This window comes from Comamonas brasiliensis, from assembly GCF_018292285.1.
Taxonomy (GTDB): domain Bacteria; phylum Pseudomonadota; class Gammaproteobacteria; order Burkholderiales; family Burkholderiaceae_C; genus Comamonas; species Comamonas brasiliensis.
In genome coordinates this window covers 339761-357310 of sequence record NZ_JAANES010000003.1, presented here as the reverse complement: position 1 = coordinate 357310, position 17550 = coordinate 339761, and the positions used below count along the sequence as shown (strand labels likewise).

Here is a 17550-nt window from a genome sequence, read left to right as displayed (position 1 = left end):
TATGGCAGAGAGCACGACTTCAGCGGTCCTTCATGTCTCGGACATCTCCAAGCGCTTCGGCGGGTTGCAGGCGCTGTCCGGTGTGAGCATGAAGATTGAGAGGGGCCAGGTCTATGGCCTGATCGGCCCCAATGGCGCCGGCAAGACCACGTTTTTCAATGTGATCACCGGCCTCTACACGCCCGACACCGGCAAGTTCGAGCTGGCCGGAAAGCCCTATGAGCCGACGGCGGTGCACAAGGTGGCTAGGGCCGGCATTGCCCGGACCTTCCAGAACATCCGCCTGTTTGCCGAGATGACGGCACTGGAAAACGTCATGGTCGGGCGCCATGTGCGCACGCATTCGGGTCTGCTTGGTGCGGTGTTTCGCACCAAGGGCTTCAAGGCCGAGGAAGCCGCGATTCGGGCCCGCTCGCGCGAGCTGCTCGACTATGTCGGCATCGGCAAGTATGCGGACTTCAAGGCGCGCACCTTGTCCTATGGCGACCAGCGTCGCCTGGAGATTGCCCGTGCACTGGCGACAGACCCGCAGCTGATTGCGCTGGATGAGCCGGCTGCCGGCATGAACGCAACCGAGAAGGTGCAGCTGCGTGAGCTGATCGACCGCATTCGCAACGACCACCGCACCATCCTGCTCATCGAGCATGATGTGAAGCTGGTCATGGGCCTGTGCGACCGCGTGACGGTGCTGGACTATGGCAAGCCGATTGCCGAAGGCACGCCTGCCGAAGTGCAGAAGAATGAAAAAGTGATTGAAGCCTATCTGGGCACGGGAGGCCATTGAAGATGCAGGATCAAGTGCTGGAACAGGCGCAGGCCTCCAAATCCACGGCCCCGGTATTGCTGCAGGTGAAGGGCCTGAAGGTGGGCTATGGCGGCATTCAGGCTGTCAAGGGCGTGGACTTTCAGGTGCATCAGGGTGAGCTGGTGTCGTTGATCGGCTCCAACGGCGCGGGCAAAACCACGACCATGAAGGCCGTCACGCGAGGGTTGCCGATTGCCGATGGCGAAATTCTCTATCTGGGCCAAAGTATCAAGGGCAAGGGTGCCTGGGATCTGGTGGCTGAAGGACTGGTCATGGTGCCCGAGGGGCGCGGCGTGTTTGCCCGCATGACGATTACCGAAAATCTGCTCATGGGTGCCTACACGCGCAAGGACAAGGCCGGCATACAGGCGGATATCGAGCGCATGTTCGGCATCTTTCCGCGGCTGAAGGAGCGCAAGGATCAACTGGCGGGCACCATGTCAGGGGGCGAGCAGCAGATGCTGGCCATGGCTCGCGCGCTCATGAGCCAGCCCAAGGTGCTGCTGCTGGACGAGCCGTCCATGGGCTTGTCACCCATCATGGTGGACAAGATCTTCGAGGTGGTCAGCGATGTCTATGCGCTGGGTGTGACCATGGTGCTGGTGGAGCAGAACGCCAGTCGCGCGCTGGCGCTGGCCGATCGGGGCTATGTCATGGAGTCCGGCATCATCACCATGACGGGGCCGGGCCAGACCTTGCTGAGCGATCCGCGTGTGCGAGCGGCCTACCTGGGCGAGTAAGTCTCGACAAGGAAGCTGGCGCCTTCGATCGCTGTGCGCTGGCCAGTCGTGATGCTCTGCTGCAGGCAGGGTGAACCCTAATTCCCCTGAAATTCAAGAAAATGACAAAAAAATGACGATTTTCATGGTTCGTTGATTGTTTTGTTTATTTCTTTTCGATTCCTTTTAATTCTTTTTTGTCATCGAATAGAATTTGCATATTACAAAAAGAAGTATTTGGAACGTTTTCGCGTGGCAAGTTGACATCCTCCGTCAGTCGGTGCGTGGGCTGATGGATTTCTGTTCTTCACTGCTGTCTGGAGGAATCACGGGCTTTGTGACAGTTCCTAGCATGGCGCGGAGCTTGTATTTTATTTTTCGTGGTGCCTGAAGGGGTGTCTTGAAGACGCGCTGAAACGCACAATGACTCAAGAGTAAACTGCGCCCCGTTTAAGCCGGGAACCATGCACTTTTTTTGCAGTGAGTCGCCTGGTTTCTTTTCCCCGGTAAGGAGCATTCATGCTGTTTGGCAAGCTATTGCCGCGCGAAGGCAATTTTTTCGAGATGTTCAATCAACATGCGGACCGCATCGTTGAAGCAGCTCATGCTTTCTCGCAACTCGTTGCAAATTACAACGATCCCCATCTGCGCGAAAAATACAACGCCGATGTGGACAACGCCGAGCGCGCAGCCGACCGTGTGACCCATGATGTCACCAAGCTGCTGCACAAGACCTTCATCACGCCTCTGGATCGCGAACATATCCACTCGCTGATCAACACCATGGACGACGTGGCCGACCTGATTCAGGACTCGGCCGAGACCATGGCACTGTATGACGTGCGTCACATGACAGACGAAATCACACGTCTGACCGATCTTTGCGTGCGCTGCTGCGAGCGTGTGCGTGATGCCGTCAAGCTGCTGGACCGCCTCTCGGACCCCACGATCGTGGATGCCGCCAGCAAGACCTGCGACGAGATCGACCGCCTGGAAAGCGATGCCGACCGCGTGATGCGCGCGGCCATGAGCAAGCTTTTCCGTGAGGAGCCCGATGTGCGTGAGGTGATCAAGCTCAAGGCAATCTATGAGCTGCTGGAAACCATCACGGACCGCTGCGAAGACGTGGCGAACCTGATCGAGGGCATCGTCCTCGAGAATTCCTGATTCTCGCTGGAGCCCGATCATGGAGCCGGTACAGGCAGCCCTCTGGGTTGTGATTTTGCTGGTGGTGCTCGCCTTGCTGTTCGATTTCATGAACGGCTTTCACGACGCTGCCAATTCGATTGCCACCGTGGTTTCCACGGGGGTTCTCAAGCCTACTCAGGCCGTGGCATTTGCCGCGTTCTTCAACGTTGTGGCGGTTTTCGTCTTCCACCTCAGTGTGGCGGCAACCGTGGGCAAGGGTATTGTTCAGCCGGGCATTGTTGACACGCATGTCGTGTTCGGTGCTCTGGTGGGTGCCATCACCTGGAACGTCATTACCTGGATCTACGGCATTCCCAGCAGCTCCTCGCATGCCCTGATTGGCGGTATCGTGGGTGCGGTGATTGCCAAGGCCGGTGCGGGCGCGCTGATTGCCAGCGGCATCTGGAAGACCGTGGCCTTCATCTTCGTCTCTCCCGTGCTGGGCTTTCTGCTGGGTTCGCTGATGATGGTGCTGGTGGCCTGGATTTTCCGCCGGGCCAGCCCGAATCGCGTGGACAAGTGGTTCCGCCGTCTGCAACTGGTGTCTGCCGGTGCCTACAGCCTGGGTCACGGTGGTAACGATGCGCAAAAGACCATCGGCATCATCTGGCTGCTGCTGATCGCCACGGGTTATGCCAATGCCGGTGATGCCGAGCCTCCCTTGTGGACCATCGTGAGCTGCTATCTGGCCATCGGTCTGGGCACCATGTTTGGTGGCTGGCGCATCGTCAAGACCATGGGCCAGAAGATCACCAAGCTCAAGCCCGTCGGTGGCTTCTGCGCCGAATCCGGTGGCGCACTGACACTGTTCTTCGCCACCTTCCTGGGGGTTCCCGTCTCGACCACGCACACCATTACCGGTGCCATCGTGGGCGTGGGTTCCACGCAGCGCGCGAGTGCGGTGCGCTGGGGCGTGGCAGGCAATATCGTCTGGGCATGGATTCTGACGATCCCTGCCAGCGCCTTTGTGGCATCCATTGCCTACTGGATCAGCCTGCAGCTGTATTGAGCTTGTGTACTCCTTGATTGATAGCTGTTGACGCTTTTCAATCAAGGGATTGATACCAAAAAGGCTTCGCATTGCGAAGCCTTTTTTTCATGGTTGAAACATGGGCTCAGGCCACGGTTTCCTGCAGGCCGGATACGACCTGTCGCTGCAGCAGCGACCTGAGCTGGCCGACCGGTGCCGGGGGGCTGAGCAGATAGCCCATGAAATGCTTGCAGCCATATTGCGCCAGCAAGGCACGCTGCTCCAGGGTCTCCACTCCTGCACCGACAATCGTCATCTGATGGCGTGCGGCCAGCGCGATGGCCGCCTGCACGGCAGCTTCGGCGGCATTGTTGGGGCCCAGGCGCTGCACCAGGGAGTGCGAGAGCTTGAGCTGGTTCAGGGGAAGCTGCTGCAGCGCTTGCTGTATATGGGAACTGTCGCCAAAGTCGTCGAGTGACAGCCGCAGCCCCATGGTGCGAAGCCGGGTAAGGGTCGGAACGATATCCGCGTGCGAGGGGCTCAGCGCTTGGGTGGAAAGCTCCAGCAGCAGCAAGGCCGGATCGGCCCCTGTCCGGCTGATGATGTCCTGCACCTGCTCGGCCAGATCGGCTTGCCTGAGCTGCTTGGCGCTGATGTTGACGCAGATGGGCAGCTTGCCCAGTTGTGGATCGGCTTTCCATTTGGCCAATTGCTCGCAGGCGGCTTGAATGCTCCAGCGGCCCAGCGGAACGATGATGTCGGTTTCCTCGGCCACGGACAGGAAGATGCTCGGTGGTACCAGTCCTCGCCTGGGGTGGCGCCAGCGCAGCAGGGCTTCCAGGCCATTGACGTCGCCGCCGGCGGAGTATTGGGCCTGGTAATGCAGCTCGAACTGGCCCAGACGCAGGGCTTCGCGCAGCTCCGGCTCAAGGCGCTGGCGATCATTGGCCAGGATGCGCTGCTCGGGGCTGAAGAAGTGCAGGCCGCGGGCTTCCTCGTCGCGCAGGCGGTACATGGCGATCTCTGCCTGCTGCAGCAACTCGGTGGCGGAGCGGGAGTGCGGGCCGAACAAAGTGGCGCCGATATTGGCTTCCAGAATCGCGCTTTTGTTGCCGAGCGGGTAGCTGCCGTTCAGGCTTTCCTGCAGACGCTCACCCAGACGTTCCACCAATACCGTGCTCATCTCGATATCCGGAGAGAGATCCGAGACCATGATGACAAAGTGCGCGGCGTCCAGTCTGGCCACGGTATCGCAGGAGCGCACGCAGCCGAGCAGACGCTGTGCGATGTTCTGCGCCAGGCCGGCCTGGCTGTCTCCCGTGCTGGCGGGCGAGCCCGCCACCGGTTCCATATCGATGGTCAGCAAGGCCCCGCGCCAGCCCGTGCGTTCGGACTGGATCATGGCCTGGGACAGCCGGTCCAGCAGCAGGCGCCGGTTGGGCAGGTTGGTCAGCACGTCGAAGAAGGAAAGGCTTTCAGCCTCGCTGGCATGAGGCAGCATCTCCTTGCATGCCAGCACGGTGTAATTGGCCGACAGGGCATGGGCCGACAGATTGAGCCTGCGTCCGTTGGGCAACTGAAACTGGGCATTGGCCTGCTGGCGCGCAATCAGTGCTTGATGGCTTTGGGCGATCTGGCTCAGAGCCGGGGCCGAGCTTGCCGGGGCTGCGCTTGCAGCTGTCTGTATAGCAGTTTGCAGAGATGTGCCTACCTTGAGGGTGGGCCCCAGCCAGGGAAACAGCTGCAGATAACCGTCATTCCAGCGCTGAGCCCGGTTCTGGGCATCCAGCAGCACATAGCCGCTGCTGGTCTGCTCGAGAATGCGGAAAAGCTGCTCTCCGTACACGCCCACCAGGCTGGTGGCGGCGGGAAAGGCGCTTTGCCCGTGCATGTCGGATCTGGCAGACTTTTCGTTAGTTGCAGACATAAGACCTCTTCAGGCTGGCGCAGCAAAGCCGTCGCATTGCGAAAACCGCTGGGATGCAGTCGTTGCAAGATGTTCCTCAGATCGGCATTGTGGGTTCTGTGGAATGTGCAGGCGGTGCTTTGGGGCCCGGAGGCGAAAAATTAGACTTTTGCTTACAAAAGCGGCACGGCTGAAGCAGCTTCGCGGTGCTTGAGACGCTGGGCCTATTGCGAAATCTTGCGTGCCTCTTCGACCTGATATTCGAAGTAGTGCTGGAAGCTGTAGGCAATACTGGCCATCAGCACGGTGGCTCCCAGCATCAGGGACAGGCTGACTGCAAAAATCGTGGCCCATTGTGTGCGTCCCGCAGGCGCGTCGGCCTCTATCGAGGGATTGAAGAGCCGGTTCCAGTTTCCCTGCTCCATCAGGCCGTAGAGAATGGCGCGCAGGGCGCAGCCTGCAATGGTGAAGCCGAACAGTGGGATCAGCAGCCAGCTCAGCCTGTCGTCCTGCCCCAGCTGCTGCACGCGCTCGATGCCGTAGATGCCGAGCGCCGTGGGAATGGGCAGCAGCCAGCCAAGCCAGTCCCCAAGTCCGTGCAGGTAAAAGCGATGCAGCCCCAGGGGGCCGCCGATCAAGGCCAGCCACGCGGCAACCGTCTTGTTCTTGGGGCGAGCAGGCATGGCGGAGGTGGAGGCAAATGGGTTCATGTCTGATGGGCAGGCAGAAAACGAAGCAACGCATCCATTATTCCCTGCACCCGACGTGGGCGGCTCAGGGCAATTGCGCTTCACATGCCGGGAAGCTTCATTGAGGATTACGCCCATTTACCGCAGCTATAGGCAGCTTCGGCAGAACTCGATATAATTTCGGGTTTTACGGCGTGTCGCTGGCCGGGTGGTCATGTCGCGTGTCTCAAACGCTGTAAGAAAACCTGCGCAGCTGGTCAAATTTTTGTTGGCACTGGCTGTAACCACCCGAAGGAAACATCATGGTTGTTATTCGTCTCTCCCGCGGCGGCTCTAAGGCTCGTCCTTTCTACAACATCGTTGCAGCTGACAAGCGCGTGCGTCGCGACGGTGCTTTCATCGAACGTCTGGGTTTCTACAACCCTAGCGCTCGTGGCGCCGAAGAAGGCCTGCGTCTGGCTCTGGACCGCGTGAACTACTGGAAGAGCGTTGGTGCTCAAACTTCCGATACGGCTGAACGCCTGATCAAGGAAGCTGCAAAGAAGGTTGCTGCCTAATTTAGGCGGTTGCTCTCTAGGCACCTTTACCAAAGCGGGTTCCGTTGGCTTGCCTGACGGGACCCGTTTTTTATTGAATTTCTGCAATTTTTCTGCTGATCCCATGAGCCACATGCCTGTTCTTCAAGCCACGAGCTTGCCTGCTGATGCCATTGAAGTCGGTCGCATTGCCGATGCCTGGGGCATCAAGGGCTGGTTCAAGGTTCATGCCTTCAGCAGCGCCCCCGAGGCCCTGTTTGCCGCCAAGGACTGGTTTTTGCAGCCGGCGGAAAAAGGAGCCAAGCATTTCGCGGGCACCGTGGTTCTGCCCGTCAAGCAGGCCCGTTTCCATGCCGACACCATCGTAGCCACTTCGCAGGAGGTCGCCGACCGCAACGCCGCCGAGGCCCTGCGCGGTGCCCGCATCTTTGTGGCGCGTGAGCATTTCCCCAAGACCGATGATGGCGAGTTCTACTGGGTGGACCTGATGGGCCTGCAGGTGGTAAACCGCGAAGGCGTGGCGCTGGGCGTGGTCAAGGACTTGATGGCCACCGGCCCGCAGACCGTGCTGGTTCTGGGCTATGAGCAGGATGGCAAGGAGCAGGAGCGCCTGATTCCCTTTGTCGATGCCTATGTGGACTCGGTGGATCTGGCCGGCAAGAAAATCGTGGCCGACTGGCAGCCCGACTATTGAATTGGAATGCGCGGCAGCTATTGATTTCGTAGCTGTAAGCGCTTTTAGATCATGCGTTTTGACATCATTACACTGTTCCCTGAACTGTTCGCGCCGTTTCTTGAAAGCGGGGTGACACGCCGTGCCTACAGCTCGGGTCAGGTGGCGGTGCATCTGTGGAATCCGCGTGATTGGGCCGAGGGCAATTACCGCCGTGTGGATGACCGCCCGTTTGGCGGCGGCCCCGGCATGGTGATGATGGCGGAGCCGCTGCAGCATTGCCTGGAGGCGATTCGTGCAGCCCGCGTCGAGGCTGATGTGCAGGAGCAGGCCGAGCCGGCTCCCGTGGTGCTGTTCTCTCCCATCGGCACCACCCTCAGGCATGCGGTGGTGGCCGACTGGGCCGAAAGCCGTGGCGCGGTGCTGCTCTGCGGTCGCTACGAGGGCATAGACCAGCGCTTCATCGATGCCCATGTCAGCCATCAGATCAGCCTGGGCGACTTTGTGCTTTCCGGCGGCGAGCTGGCGGCCATGGTGTTGCTGGACTCCCTGGCGCGTCTGCAGCCCGGTGTGCTCAACGATGAAGGCAGCTTTCAGCAGGACAGCTTCAATCCCGCGCTGGACGGCTTGCTGGACTGCCCTCACTACACGCGTCCCGAAGTCTGGAATGGCCAGGACGTGCCGGCGGAGCTGCTCTCCGGCCATCATGCCAATATCGAGCGCTGGCGCCGCGATCAGCGTCTGCGCATCACTGCCGAACATAGACCCGAGCTGATAGAGCAGGCCCGCCAGCAAGGGCTGCTCAATGCCAAGGATGAAGGGTTTTTGGCAAAAACAGCGTCCAAGCTATAATCTCAGGCTCTTTGATCCTCTATCCGGCCGCTGCAAGGAATGGCGGAGCCGCTTTTGGCGGTTCTCGTAATGCAGCAATAGCACCAATCCCGGTGCTTGCCAATTCTGGCGCGGACAAGATCAAGGTGGACTAAATCATGAATCTGATCCAGACCCTCGAGCAAGAAGAAATCGCTCGCCTGAACAAGACCATCCCCGAATTCGCCCCCGGTGACACCGTCATCGTGAGCGTGAACGTGGTGGAAGGTAGCCGTAAGCGCGTGCAGGCTTACGAAGGCGTGGTGATTGCCAAGCGTAATCGCGGCCTGAACAGCGGCTTCACAGTGCGCAAGATCTCCAGCGGTGAAGGCGTGGAACGTACGTTCCAGACCTACTCTCCCCTGATCGCCAAGATCGAAGTCAAGCGTCGCGGTGATGTGCGTCGTGCCAAGCTGTACTACCTGCGTGAGCGCAGCGGCAAGTCTGCTCGTATCAAGGAAAAGCTGCCCCAACGCGTTAACAAGACTGCTGCTGCAGCCGAGTAATACGCGTATCGGAAGCGATTCCGTAAAAGCCGCTACAGTTCGCTGTGGCGGCTTTTTTTATGTCTGCCTTGGCTTCGTGATTCTTGCTTTCGGTTTTGGCTGAACACCTACATGCCTGCATCTGATAATTCTCCGCTCCCCGTGTTGGGCATTGTTGATCCTCGCCAGGCGCGCCTGCTGGGTGTCGATAGCCAGTTGCCGGCCGTTCCGCTGGATGCGCAGACGCCGCAGGCTCTGCGCACGCGCTTTGCCCAGCCGCCACAGTGGCTGCCCGAGGCCATGCAGGAAAAACGCATCACGGCCAGGCAGCCTTCCGATGCGGCCGTGCTTGTGCCCATCGTCATGCGCGAGCAGCCCACGGTATTGCTGACCGTACGCTCGGCCAGACTGTCCACCCACTCGGGTCAGGTGGCTTTTCCCGGCGGCAAGCGTGATCCCCAGGATGTCTCGGCCGAGGCGACGGCATTGCGCGAGGCGCACGAGGAAGTCGGACTGGCTCCCAGGAATGTCGAGGTGCTCGGGCGCCTGCCGCTTTATGTGACGGGCACGGCGTTTCACATCACCCCTGTGGTGGCCCTGGTCCATCCTCAGGCCAGCTACTTTCCCAATCCCGGAGAGGTGGCGGATCTGTTCGAGGTTCCGCTATCCTATCTGCTCAATCCCGCGCATCACGAGCGTCATGCCATGCAGTGGCAGGGCGTGGATCGCGAATGGTTTGCCATGCCCTACCAGGATGGTGAGCAGCAACGCTACATCTGGGGAGCAACCGCGGGCATGTTGCGCAATCTTTACCGTTTTTTGGCCGCTTGAAAGGGCAGTTGTAACAAGCTGACAAACAGCGCCGCTATGATGAAGCAATGAGCTTTTTTGCCATCCTGATCGCGCTGCTGCTGGAGCAGGCGCGCCCGCTGGCCCGGTCCAACCTGGTGCAGGCCGGTTACCGAGCCTGGACCGTGACCGTGCGCAGCAACTTCGATGCCGGCAGACCCCATCACGGCTGGCTGGCCTGGGCCATGGCCGTGCTGCTGCCCAGCCTTATCGTGCTGGGCATATTCTGGGCGCTGATGGAGTTCATAGGCTGGCCTGCCGCGATGCTGTGGAACGTCGCCGTGCTCTATGTCACGCTGGGCTTTCGCCAGTTCAGCCACCACTTCACGCGGATTCGGGATGCACTCGATGCGGGCGATGAATTCGCTGCCCGCCAGGCCCTGGCCGACTGGCAGCAGGTCGATGCCAGCGAGGTGCCGCGCAGCGAAGTGGTGCGTCATGTCATCGAGTATTCGGTGCTGGCCGCGCACCGCCATGTGTTTGGCGTGCTGTTCTGGTTTTCGATTCTCTCGGCCCTGGGGCTGGGGCCGCTGGGGGCCATCCTCTACCGCATGGCCGAGTATTTGTCCCGGGCCTGGTCACGCAAGGGGGCAGAGGGGTTGCGGGCGCCGACCAGCGAGCGCTTGCACTGGGCTGCCGCCAAGGCCTGGTATGTGATCGACTGGCTGCCGGCGCGGCTGACGGCGCTTTCCTTTGCCATGGTGGGCAGCTTCGAGGAAGCCATAGACAACTGGCGTGTCTATGCCCAGCGCTTTCCCAATGACAACGACGGCGTGATTCTTGCGGCGACCGCAGGTGCCATCAATGTACGTCTGGGGGGCGAGGCCTTGCGCCGCCGCGATTCGGCCTATGGCGAAGAGGGCGATGACGCGCAGTGGCCGGAGGGCAGCGATGTCACGCCGGGACGGGAGCCGGAAATGGCCCATCTGCGCAGCGTGGTGGGGCTGGTCTGGCGCTCGGTGGTGGTCTGGTTGCTGCTGCTGGCCTTGCTGACCTTTGCACGCCTGCTCGGCTGAGTCTTCGTGCCTGGACTTCGGCGGTGAAAAGCCTGCCGTCGGGAGGCCAACTATCTCCCTGGACCCGGATTAGTGGGCAGGGCGCTCGTGGCGCCTGGCGCGATAAAAGCTCAGTATGCGCCGCACATATTCACGCGTCTCCGCATAAGGAGGCACTCCGCCATATTGCTGCACGGTTTTCTCGCCCGCGTTGTAGGCGGCCGATACCAGTGCCACGTCGCCCTCGAAACGCTCCAGCAGCCAGCGCAGATAGGCCAGGCCCCCGCGCACGTTCTGCTCGGGATTCCAGGCATCGCGCACGCCAAAGCGCTCGGCCGTCTCGGGAATGAGCTGCATGAGGCCCTGAGCATTGCGCGGCGACAGCGCCTGCGCCTCGAAATTCGACTCCGAGCGCACGATGGCCAGTGCCAGCCGCGGATCGATCGAGAAGCGGGGCGCGAGGCGCTGCACGAGTTCGGCCATGCGCCGCTTCTCCCTGGGCAGACTGCTCACATAGCTGGCCACCACCTCGTGGGGGACGGCCTCCTGGCTGGCCTCCAGAAACTCCTGTGCGGGCGCATCACCCTGGGTCAGGCAGTCGGGCAGCCGGTCGCCAGGGAGCTTGCCAGCCAGCAGCAAGCGGGCTTTCTCATGGCCGCGCTGTGCGGCCAGAGCAAGCAGCGTCGTGCCCGTGGCAGGGTCGGGAGTCAAGCCTCGCCCAAGCAACAGCAGCCGGCCCAGCCGGTATTGGGCCTCGAGGCTGCCATAGCGTGCTGCCGCGCAATAGCGCTGCGCCGCGCGCCATGGTTGCCGGCTCAGCTCGGCCTTGTAGCCTTCTTCGATCCAGCGAGACAGCGTGGGCGGCTCGTCCTCCCAGCTGGGGGCAGAGTCCGTGCCCTGGGCCCAGGTCAGGCCCATGCCCGCAGACAGCACCACGGCGAGGGCGGCTTGCAGGCAGGGCTGAAAAATTCTGGGCTTCATGACGTGAACACCGGGTTGTGGCCGGCAGCCAAGCCAGACGGCGGGCGCTCATCGGGCTTGGGATGGCGGCGTGGCAAACACTGAATAGCTCTCAAAGAGCGCGGCATTGCGCTCAGTAGCGTGGTTCCTGACTCAGTTCATCAAACAGCTCGCCATAGATCCGGTAGCGGTTGGCGTGGATGGCGTGGGGGCTGTCCTGTGCTTCTACCTGGGCCATGACGGCGCAGCCCGGCTCATGCAGATGGGTGCAGTTGTAGAACTTGCACTGGTCCGCCAGCGCACCGATGTCGGGCATGCAGGCGGCCAGCTGCGTGGGGGCGATGTGGTACAGGCCAAATTCCTGAAATCCCGGCGAGTCAATGATGGCGGTGGTGCGTGCCTCGTCCACCCAGTACAGGGTGGTGCTGGTCGTGGTGTGCTTGCCAGTGTTCAGCGCCTGCGAAATTTCGTTGGTCGCCACCTTGGCATCGGGCAGCAGCAAGTTGATCAAGGTGCTTTTGCCTACGCCCGAAGGACCGAGAACCAGGGTTGTCTTGCCTTGCAGCAGACCGATGATGGCGTCGCGATCCTCGTCATCCGCATCTTCCAGCGAAAGTGGCAGCACCATGTAGTGCGGCGCTGCGTCCGCTGCATCGCGCATGGTCCGGTAGGGCTCCAGCCGCTGCCAGGCGCGCAGGAACGGCTCTTCCAGGTCCATCTTGTTGAGCGCAATGATGGGCTTGATGTGCGCGGCCTCGGCGGCGATCAGCGCACGGGCGAGCTGCACTTCGCTGAATACCGGTTCGGCGGCTATCAGAATCAGGAGCTGGTCCAGGTTGGCTGCAAAAGTCTTGGTGCGAATGTCATCCTGGCGGTAGAAGACGTTGCGGCGCTCCACGATTTTCTCGATCGTGCCTTCATCGCCCTGGCCGGGTGGGGGGGCCAGCCATTGCACATGGTCGCCCACCACGGCCTGGCTTTTCTTGCCGCGCGGATGGCAGATGCGGCGCTCGCCGTCCGGGGTTTCGACCACGCAGTGGCGACCATAACTTGCGACCACCAGACCTGTCTGGGTGCTGCCTGCTGCTTGGGCGCCTGGGCGCCGTCCTTGTTTTGCCATAGAGATCAGGCCGGCTTCAGCAGGGCTTCGATGCGGCGCGCGCAATCGATGTCGGTCTCGGAGATGCCGCCCACATCATGGGTGTTGAGGCTGACCTTGCAGCGGTTGTAGCCGACTTCCAGATCGGGGTGGTGGTCCTGCTGATGGGCAATCAGGGCCAGTGCATTCACAAAGGCCATGGTTTCGTAGAAGTTCACGAAACGGAAGGTCTTGCCGATGGCCGCAGGGCCGGCCGACAGCTCCCAGCCCTCGAGGGCTGCCAGCTGCTCTTGCACTTGCTCTGTGCTCAAGGCGCTGCGCTTGAGCTGGGACCAGTCTTTCTGTTGCAGTGTGGGTGTGCTCATGTCTGAAACCGTTGTGGTGTTACAAGCTGCCTGCGGGAGCCGGCATGCGCGCCAGACGATCCACGGCAGGAGGATGTGAATAGTAAAAGCTCACATACCAGGGGTCTGGCGTGAGTGTGGACGCATTGTCCTCGTAAAGCTTGAGCAGTGCCGAAGCCAGCTGTGCACCATCGGCCTGCTGCATGGCATAGGCATCAGCCTCGAACTCGTCGCGGCGCGACATGGCGGACATCAGCGGTGTGACGAAGAAGCTGAACACCGGCACGGCCAGCATGAACAGCAGCAGGGCCAGGGCATTGTTGTCGGCTGCGATGCCCATCTCCGGCCCCAGCAGCACCGAGACTCCGAGTCCGGTGTAGAACCACATTTGCTGGCTGAGCCAGCCCAGCAGCGCAAAGCCTAGCAGCGAGACGCCAAACATCAGGACCATGCGCTTGCTGATGTGCTTGTGCTTGAAGTGACCCAGCTCGTGCGCCAGCACGGCTTCGACTTCGCCGGGGCTGAGCTGCTTGAGCAGGGTGTCAAAAAAGACCACGCGCTTGGAATTGCCGAAGCCCGTGAAATAGGCGTTGGCATGCGCCGAGCGGCGGCTTCCGTCCATCACGAACAGTCCTTTGGCCGCAAAGCCGCAGCGCTCCATCAGCCGGGTCACGCGGCTCTTGAGGCTTTCATCGGCCAGCGGTTCGAACTTGTTGAACAGTGGTGCGATAAAGCTGGGGAAAATCCACATCAGCAGCAGATTGAAGGCCGTCCAGGCGCCCCAGGCCCAGAGCCACCACAGCGGCCCGGTCGATCCCATGAGCCAGAGAATCAGGGCCGCCAGCGGCAGGCCGATGATGGCAGCCACCAGCGTCGACTTGAGCAGATCGCCCAGCCACAGAGCTGGCGTCATCTGGTTGAAGCCGAAGCGCTGCTCCAGCCTGAAGGTCTGATAGAGCGACAAAGGCAGCTCGATCAGCGCTGAGATCACGGCAAAGCCGGTCAGCAGCGCCAGTTGCTGCCACAGGCCGGGGCCCATGGACTCAAGCAGCCAGCGGTTGAGCCAGTCCAGCCCGCCCAGCAGCGTCCAGCACAGCAGCACGGCGGCCGATAGCGTGATGTCGATCAGCGACACCTTGGCCTTGGCCAGCGTGTAGTCGGCCGCCTTCTGGTGGGCGGACAGGCTGATGCGATGGGCGAATGCCGGCGGCACAGCGTCGCGATGGGCGGCCACATGGCGCACCTGGCGCGAAACAAGCCACACGCGCAGCAGCCATTGCAAGGCCACGGCCGTCGCAAACAGCAGCGAAAGTGCCAATGTGAAATCTAGTCTGGAAGCCATGTATTGGCAGTGTAGGCGACAATTTGCGCCATGTCTGAAGCTTCCTGTACGAATTCCGTCAGCGCCGCACCCGTGGCTGCTACCCCACCGGTTCTGCCCAAATCCGACCTCAATATGGTGTGGCTGGACTGCGAAATGACGGGGCTGAACCCCGACCGCGACCGCATCATCGAGATTGCCGTGGTGGTCAGCAGCTCCGATCTGCAGATTCGCGTCGAAGGCCCGGTATTCGCCATTCATCAGTCCGACGAGCTGCTGGGCGGCATGGATGCCTGGAACAAGGGCACGCATGGCAAAAGCGGTCTGATCGACAAGGTCAAGGCTTCGACCATCAGCGAAGCCGAGGCGGAGGCCGCGCTGATTGCCTTTCTGGGCAAATACGTGCCCAAGGGCAAGACGCCGCTGTGCGGCAACAGCATTGGTCAGGACCGGCGCTTCATGGAGCGCTACATGCCCAAGCTCAACAATTTCTTTCACTATCGCAATATCGACGTGAGCACGCTCAAGGAACTGGCCAAGCGCTGGAAGCCCGAGGCCTATACCTCCTTCAAGAAGGCGCAGCGGCACACGGCCCTGGCCGATGTGCACGAGTCGATCGACGAGCTGCAGCATTACCGCCAGCAGTTGCTCAGCGTCTGATGGTGCGGTGGCGGGTCGTATAGCCCTGCTACTTGCGGGAAAACCCGGTACATGCGACAATTCACCGCTTACCCGATCAATGGGTAATTTTTGCGCATCTCCATCACACACCGGGTTCTTTCTTGCGTGCAACGGCCTGCATACAGCCGACACGACAAGCCATAACGCCCATCTGCCCCGTTTTGCGAACGGGCCAGTCAAAGTCTGACGGTGGATGTTGATAACCAACCGTCAAAGAAGCGAGCAGCACGCTGACTGCGTCGCTTTTTGCGTGAGCTATTCATGACAGAAAACTCCCTGGAGCAGGGCCAAGTGGCCGCTGCTGATATTGCTTTGTCTTCGCCTGAAATCGATTCCCGTCTGGACGCCATGCTGGCTGATATGGACGCAGAAGACGCTGCTGCTGAAGAAAACACTGCAGAAGAAACTGCTGCTGAAGAAGTCCCTAACGGCTTCGTTGAACTGGGCCTGGCCCCAGAGCTGGTTCAGGCTGTGGCCGACCTGGGCTACACCCAGCCCACACAAGTGCAGCAAAAGGCCATTCCTCTGGCCATGGGTGAAGCCGCCGATGCCAGCGGTTTCATCGACCTGATGGTGTCCAGCCAGACCGGCTCCGGCAAGACCGCCGCTTTCCTGCTGCCCGTGCTGCACACCCTGATTCAGCAGCGCGCTCAAGCCGATGCCGAAGCCAAGGCCGAATTCGAGCGCCTGTGCGCCGAAGCTGCCGCCAAGGGCGAGCCGGCTCCCAAGCGCAACAAGCGCAAGGACCCTACCAACTCCCGCAACTTCAAGGCTGCCGTGCCCGGCGCCCTGGTGCTGTGCCCCACGCGTGAGCTGGCCCAGCAGGTGGCGCATGACGCCATCGAACTGGTCAAGCACTGCCGCGGCATCCGCATCGCCAACGTGGTGGGTGGCATTCCCTACCAGCTGCAGATCGCCAAGCTGCAGAACGCCGATCTGGTGGTGGCCACTCCCGGCCGTCTGCTGGATCTGCAGCGTTCCATGCAGATCAAGCTGGACAAGGTGCAGTTCCTGGTGGTCGACGAAGCCGACCGCATGCTGGACCTGGGCTTCTCCGACGACCTGGCTGAAGTCAATCAAATGACTGCCCAGCGCAAGCAGACCATGATGTTCAGTGCCACGTTTGCTCCCCGCGTGCAGCAGCTGGCCATGCGTGTGATGCACGACAACGGCTCCGGCGTGAAGAAGGTGACTGTTGATACGCCTCAGGAAAAGCACGCCAACATCAAGCAGGCGCTGTTCTGGGCTGACAACATGCAGCACAAGCGCAAGCTGCTCGACCACTGGCTGCGTGACAGCAGCATCAACCAGGCCATCGTGTTTGCGTCCACCCAGGTGGAGTGCGACGGTCTGGCCAACGACCTGCAGCAGGACGGCTTCTCTGCCGTGGCCCTGCACGGTGCTCTGAGCCAGGGCCTGCGCAATCGCCGCCTGATGGCGCTGCGCAACGGTCAGGTGCAGATCCTGGTGGCCACCGATGTGGCAGCTCGCGGTATCGACGTGCCCACCATTACCCACGTCTTCAACTACGGCCTGCCCATGAAGGCCGAGGACTATACCCACCGTATCGGCCGTACCGGTCGTGCCGGCCGCGAAGGCGTGGCCGTGACGTTTGCGGAATTCCGCGACCGTCGCCGCGTGTTCGACATCGAAGGCTATACCCGCCAGCAGTTCAAGGCCGAGACCATTCCCGGCATGGAACCCCAGCAGCGCTTCCCTGCCTCCGGCGAGCGTGACGGTCGCCGTGGCGGCGGCGGTGCCGGTGGTCGTGGTGGCTTCGGTGGTCGTCGCGATGGCGAAGGCTACGGTCGCAAGTCCGGCTTCGGCAGCTTCGGCGGTGGCCGCGGCAATGATCGCGGTGGTTTCGGTGGCGACCGTGGCGGTGACCGCTTCGGTGGCGATCGCGCCGGTTTTGGTGCACCTCGCGGTGATCGCTTTGCCGATCGCGGCGGCGATCGTGGTGGTGATCGCGGCTTCGGCGGCGGTCGTCCCGGCTTCGGTGGCGAACAACGCCAGGAGCGCAGCTTCGAGCGTCGTGATGACCGCGGCAGCTTCGGTGGCGGCGATCGTGGCGAGCAGCGCGGCGGCTTCCGCGGCGGTGAATCGCGCGGCTTCGGCGGCGGCGAATCGCGTGGCGGCTTCGGTGGCGGCCAGCGTCGTGAAGGCGGCGATTTCGGCCGCAAGAGCTTTGGTGGTGGCCGTGAAGGCGGTCATGCCGGCGCTCCCCGCGAAGGCGGCTTCCGTGGTGGCGAATCGCGCGGCTTCGGCGGCGGCGATCGCCGTCCTGCCTTTGGTCAGGGTGCCGGCAAGCCTTACCAGCCCCATGGCGAACGTGGCGGCGAGCGCAGCTTCGAGCGCAAGCCCCGCGCACCGCGTCGCGACGAGCGTTGATCGCTGATTCGGGCTGCGGCCCGAAGCATGAAAAAAGCCGGCTCTTGAAGCCGGCTTTTTGTTGCCCGT

The 17550-nt window shown here is 61.5% G+C and carries 18 protein-coding genes; 12 read left to right on the top strand and 6 right to left on the bottom strand.

Translation table 11 applies throughout. From position 1 onward, the window contains the following. The first annotated feature begins 1 nt into the window (after position 1). The 4 genes from DJFAAGMI_RS14270 (at position 2) to DJFAAGMI_RS14255 (ending at position 3721) form a co-directional block, all read left to right on the top strand. Positions 2-784 carry an ABC transporter ATP-binding protein gene (locus tag DJFAAGMI_RS14270; protein WP_003058217.1) on the top strand — a complete coding sequence of 261 codons (783 nt, stop codon included), beginning with the start codon at positions 2-4 and terminating at the stop codon, positions 782-784. 2 nt (positions 785-786) lie between these two features. After that, entirely contained in the window at positions 787-1545 is a 759-nt protein-coding gene (locus tag DJFAAGMI_RS14265) for an ABC transporter ATP-binding protein (protein WP_034362735.1), read from the top strand. Between the two features lie 498 nt (positions 1546-2043). Further along, entirely contained in the window at positions 2044-2691 is a 648-nt protein-coding gene (locus tag DJFAAGMI_RS14260; protein WP_211457632.1) for a DUF47 domain-containing protein, read from the top strand. Positions 2692-2710: 19 nt separating this feature from the next. Then, positions 2711-3721 carry an inorganic phosphate transporter gene (locus DJFAAGMI_RS14255; protein WP_034364723.1) on the top strand — a complete coding sequence of 337 codons (1011 nt, stop codon included), beginning with the start codon at positions 2711-2713 and terminating at the stop codon, positions 3719-3721. 106 nt (positions 3722-3827) lie between these two features. Here the strand turns inward: DJFAAGMI_RS14255 and DJFAAGMI_RS14250 are convergent, their stop codons facing one another. Together DJFAAGMI_RS14250 and DJFAAGMI_RS14245 are read right to left on the bottom strand one after the other, a co-directional pair. Then, the gene (locus tag DJFAAGMI_RS14250; protein ID WP_211457631.1) at positions 3828-5609 is read right to left on the bottom strand and encodes a putative bifunctional diguanylate cyclase/phosphodiesterase; all 1782 of its coding nucleotides are present in this window, start codon (positions 5607-5609) and stop codon (positions 3828-3830) included. A 203-nt stretch (positions 5610-5812) separates the two neighbouring features. After that, the gene (locus tag DJFAAGMI_RS14245) at positions 5813-6298 is read right to left on the bottom strand and encodes an NINE protein (protein WP_211457630.1); all 486 of its coding nucleotides are present in this window, start codon (positions 6296-6298) and stop codon (positions 5813-5815) included. Positions 6299-6579: 281 nt separating this feature from the next. On the opposite strand from DJFAAGMI_RS14245, the gene rpsP reads away from it, so the two are divergent. The 6 genes from rpsP (at position 6580) to DJFAAGMI_RS14215 (ending at position 10706) form a co-directional block, all read left to right on the top strand. Further along, entirely contained in the window at positions 6580-6834 is a 255-nt protein-coding gene (gene rpsP, locus DJFAAGMI_RS14240) for a 30S ribosomal protein S16 (RefSeq protein WP_003058210.1), read from the top strand. Between the two features lie 103 nt (positions 6835-6937). Then, on the top strand, positions 6938-7507 hold the full coding sequence (gene rimM / locus DJFAAGMI_RS14235) for a ribosome maturation factor RimM (RefSeq protein ID WP_043003395.1): 570 nt from the start codon (positions 6938-6940) through the stop codon (positions 7505-7507). A 51-nt stretch (positions 7508-7558) separates the two neighbouring features. Beyond that, positions 7559-8338, top strand: a complete 780-nt coding sequence (trmD, locus tag DJFAAGMI_RS14230; protein WP_211457629.1) for a tRNA (guanosine(37)-N1)-methyltransferase TrmD — start codon at positions 7559-7561, stop codon at positions 8336-8338. A gap of 137 nt (positions 8339-8475) precedes the next feature. After that, positions 8476-8862 carry a 50S ribosomal protein L19 gene (gene rplS / locus DJFAAGMI_RS14225; RefSeq protein ID WP_003058206.1) on the top strand — a complete coding sequence of 129 codons (387 nt, stop codon included), beginning with the start codon at positions 8476-8478 and terminating at the stop codon, positions 8860-8862. A 111-nt stretch (positions 8863-8973) separates the two neighbouring features. Continuing rightward, entirely contained in the window at positions 8974-9672 is a 699-nt protein-coding gene (locus DJFAAGMI_RS14220; RefSeq protein ID WP_003058204.1) for a CoA pyrophosphatase, read from the top strand. 47 nt (positions 9673-9719) lie between these two features. After that, on the top strand, positions 9720-10706 hold the full coding sequence (locus tag DJFAAGMI_RS14215) for a CobD/CbiB family protein (protein WP_167005944.1): 987 nt from the start codon (positions 9720-9722) through the stop codon (positions 10704-10706). A gap of 69 nt (positions 10707-10775) precedes the next feature. Here DJFAAGMI_RS14215 and DJFAAGMI_RS14210 read toward each other — a convergent pair whose 3' ends face one another. From DJFAAGMI_RS14210 to DJFAAGMI_RS14195, 4 genes are all read right to left on the bottom strand, one after another. Then, positions 10776-11666, bottom strand: a complete 891-nt coding sequence (locus DJFAAGMI_RS14210) for a lytic transglycosylase domain-containing protein (protein WP_211457628.1) — start codon at positions 11664-11666, stop codon at positions 10776-10778. A 112-nt stretch (positions 11667-11778) separates the two neighbouring features. Next, positions 11779-12765, bottom strand: coding sequence for a ribosome small subunit-dependent GTPase A (rsgA, locus tag DJFAAGMI_RS14205; protein WP_211457627.1), 987 nt, complete (start codon positions 12763-12765; stop codon positions 11779-11781). Positions 12766-12770: 5 nt separating this feature from the next. Beyond that, positions 12771-13109: a 4a-hydroxytetrahydrobiopterin dehydratase gene (locus tag DJFAAGMI_RS14200; RefSeq protein WP_167005935.1), complete on the bottom strand. Its 339-nt coding sequence runs from the start codon at positions 13107-13109 to the stop codon at positions 12771-12773. Positions 13110-13128: 19 nt separating this feature from the next. Further along, complete coding sequence (locus DJFAAGMI_RS14195) at positions 13129-14430, bottom strand: M48 family metallopeptidase (RefSeq protein ID WP_211457626.1); 1302 nt, start codon at positions 14428-14430, stop codon at positions 13129-13131. 30 nt (positions 14431-14460) lie between these two features. On the opposite strand from DJFAAGMI_RS14195, the gene orn reads away from it, so the two are divergent. Beyond that, positions 14461-15069 (top strand): oligoribonuclease, encoded by a 609-nt coding sequence (gene orn, locus DJFAAGMI_RS14190; RefSeq protein WP_003067823.1) that lies wholly within the window; start codon positions 14461-14463, stop codon positions 15067-15069. A 282-nt stretch (positions 15070-15351) separates the two neighbouring features. Beyond that, positions 15352-17481, top strand: a complete 2130-nt coding sequence (locus tag DJFAAGMI_RS14185; RefSeq protein ID WP_211457625.1) for a DEAD/DEAH box helicase — start codon at positions 15352-15354, stop codon at positions 17479-17481. Positions 17482-17550: the final 69 nt, after the last annotated feature.

Excerpts from the sequence above, each read along its gene's own strand:
- DJFAAGMI_RS14220 (WP_003058204.1), top strand. The coding sequence starts at position 8,974 with ATGCCTGCATCTGATAATTCTCCGCTCCCCGTGTTGGGCATTGTTGAT.
- DJFAAGMI_RS14265 (WP_034362735.1), top strand. The coding sequence starts at position 787 with ATGCAGGATCAAGTGCTGGAACAGGCGCAGGCCTCCAAATCCACGGCC.
- DJFAAGMI_RS14245 (WP_211457630.1), bottom strand. The coding sequence starts at position 6,298 with ATGAACCCATTTGCCTCCACCTCCGCCATGCCTGCTCGCCCCAAGAAC.
- orn (WP_003067823.1), top strand. The coding sequence starts at position 14,461 with ATGTCTGAAGCTTCCTGTACGAATTCCGTCAGCGCCGCACCCGTGGCT.
- DJFAAGMI_RS14200 (WP_167005935.1), bottom strand. The coding sequence starts at position 13,109 with ATGAGCACACCCACACTGCAACAGAAAGACTGGTCCCAGCTCAAGCGC.
- DJFAAGMI_RS14260 (WP_211457632.1), top strand. The coding sequence starts at position 2,044 with ATGCTGTTTGGCAAGCTATTGCCGCGCGAAGGCAATTTTTTCGAGATG.
- DJFAAGMI_RS14215 (WP_167005944.1), top strand. The coding sequence starts at position 9,720 with ATGAGCTTTTTTGCCATCCTGATCGCGCTGCTGCTGGAGCAGGCGCGC.
- rpsP (WP_003058210.1), top strand. The coding sequence starts at position 6,580 with ATGGTTGTTATTCGTCTCTCCCGCGGCGGCTCTAAGGCTCGTCCTTTC.
- DJFAAGMI_RS14250 (WP_211457631.1), bottom strand. The coding sequence starts at position 5,609 with ATGTCTGCAACTAACGAAAAGTCTGCCAGATCCGACATGCACGGGCAA.
- DJFAAGMI_RS14185 (WP_211457625.1), top strand. The coding sequence starts at position 15,352 with ATGACAGAAAACTCCCTGGAGCAGGGCCAAGTGGCCGCTGCTGATATT.
- rimM (WP_043003395.1), top strand. The coding sequence starts at position 6,938 with ATGAGCCACATGCCTGTTCTTCAAGCCACGAGCTTGCCTGCTGATGCC.
- DJFAAGMI_RS14210 (WP_211457628.1), bottom strand. The coding sequence starts at position 11,666 with ATGAAGCCCAGAATTTTTCAGCCCTGCCTGCAAGCCGCCCTCGCCGTG.
- trmD (WP_211457629.1), top strand. The coding sequence starts at position 7,559 with ATGCGTTTTGACATCATTACACTGTTCCCTGAACTGTTCGCGCCGTTT.
- rplS (WP_003058206.1), top strand. The coding sequence starts at position 8,476 with ATGAATCTGATCCAGACCCTCGAGCAAGAAGAAATCGCTCGCCTGAAC.
- DJFAAGMI_RS14195 (WP_211457626.1), bottom strand. The coding sequence starts at position 14,430 with ATGGCTTCCAGACTAGATTTCACATTGGCACTTTCGCTGCTGTTTGCG.
- rsgA (WP_211457627.1), bottom strand. The coding sequence starts at position 12,765 with ATGGCAAAACAAGGACGGCGCCCAGGCGCCCAAGCAGCAGGCAGCACC.
- DJFAAGMI_RS14270 (WP_003058217.1), top strand. The coding sequence starts at position 2 with ATGGCAGAGAGCACGACTTCAGCGGTCCTTCATGTCTCGGACATCTCC.
- DJFAAGMI_RS14255 (WP_034364723.1), top strand. The coding sequence starts at position 2,711 with ATGGAGCCGGTACAGGCAGCCCTCTGGGTTGTGATTTTGCTGGTGGTG.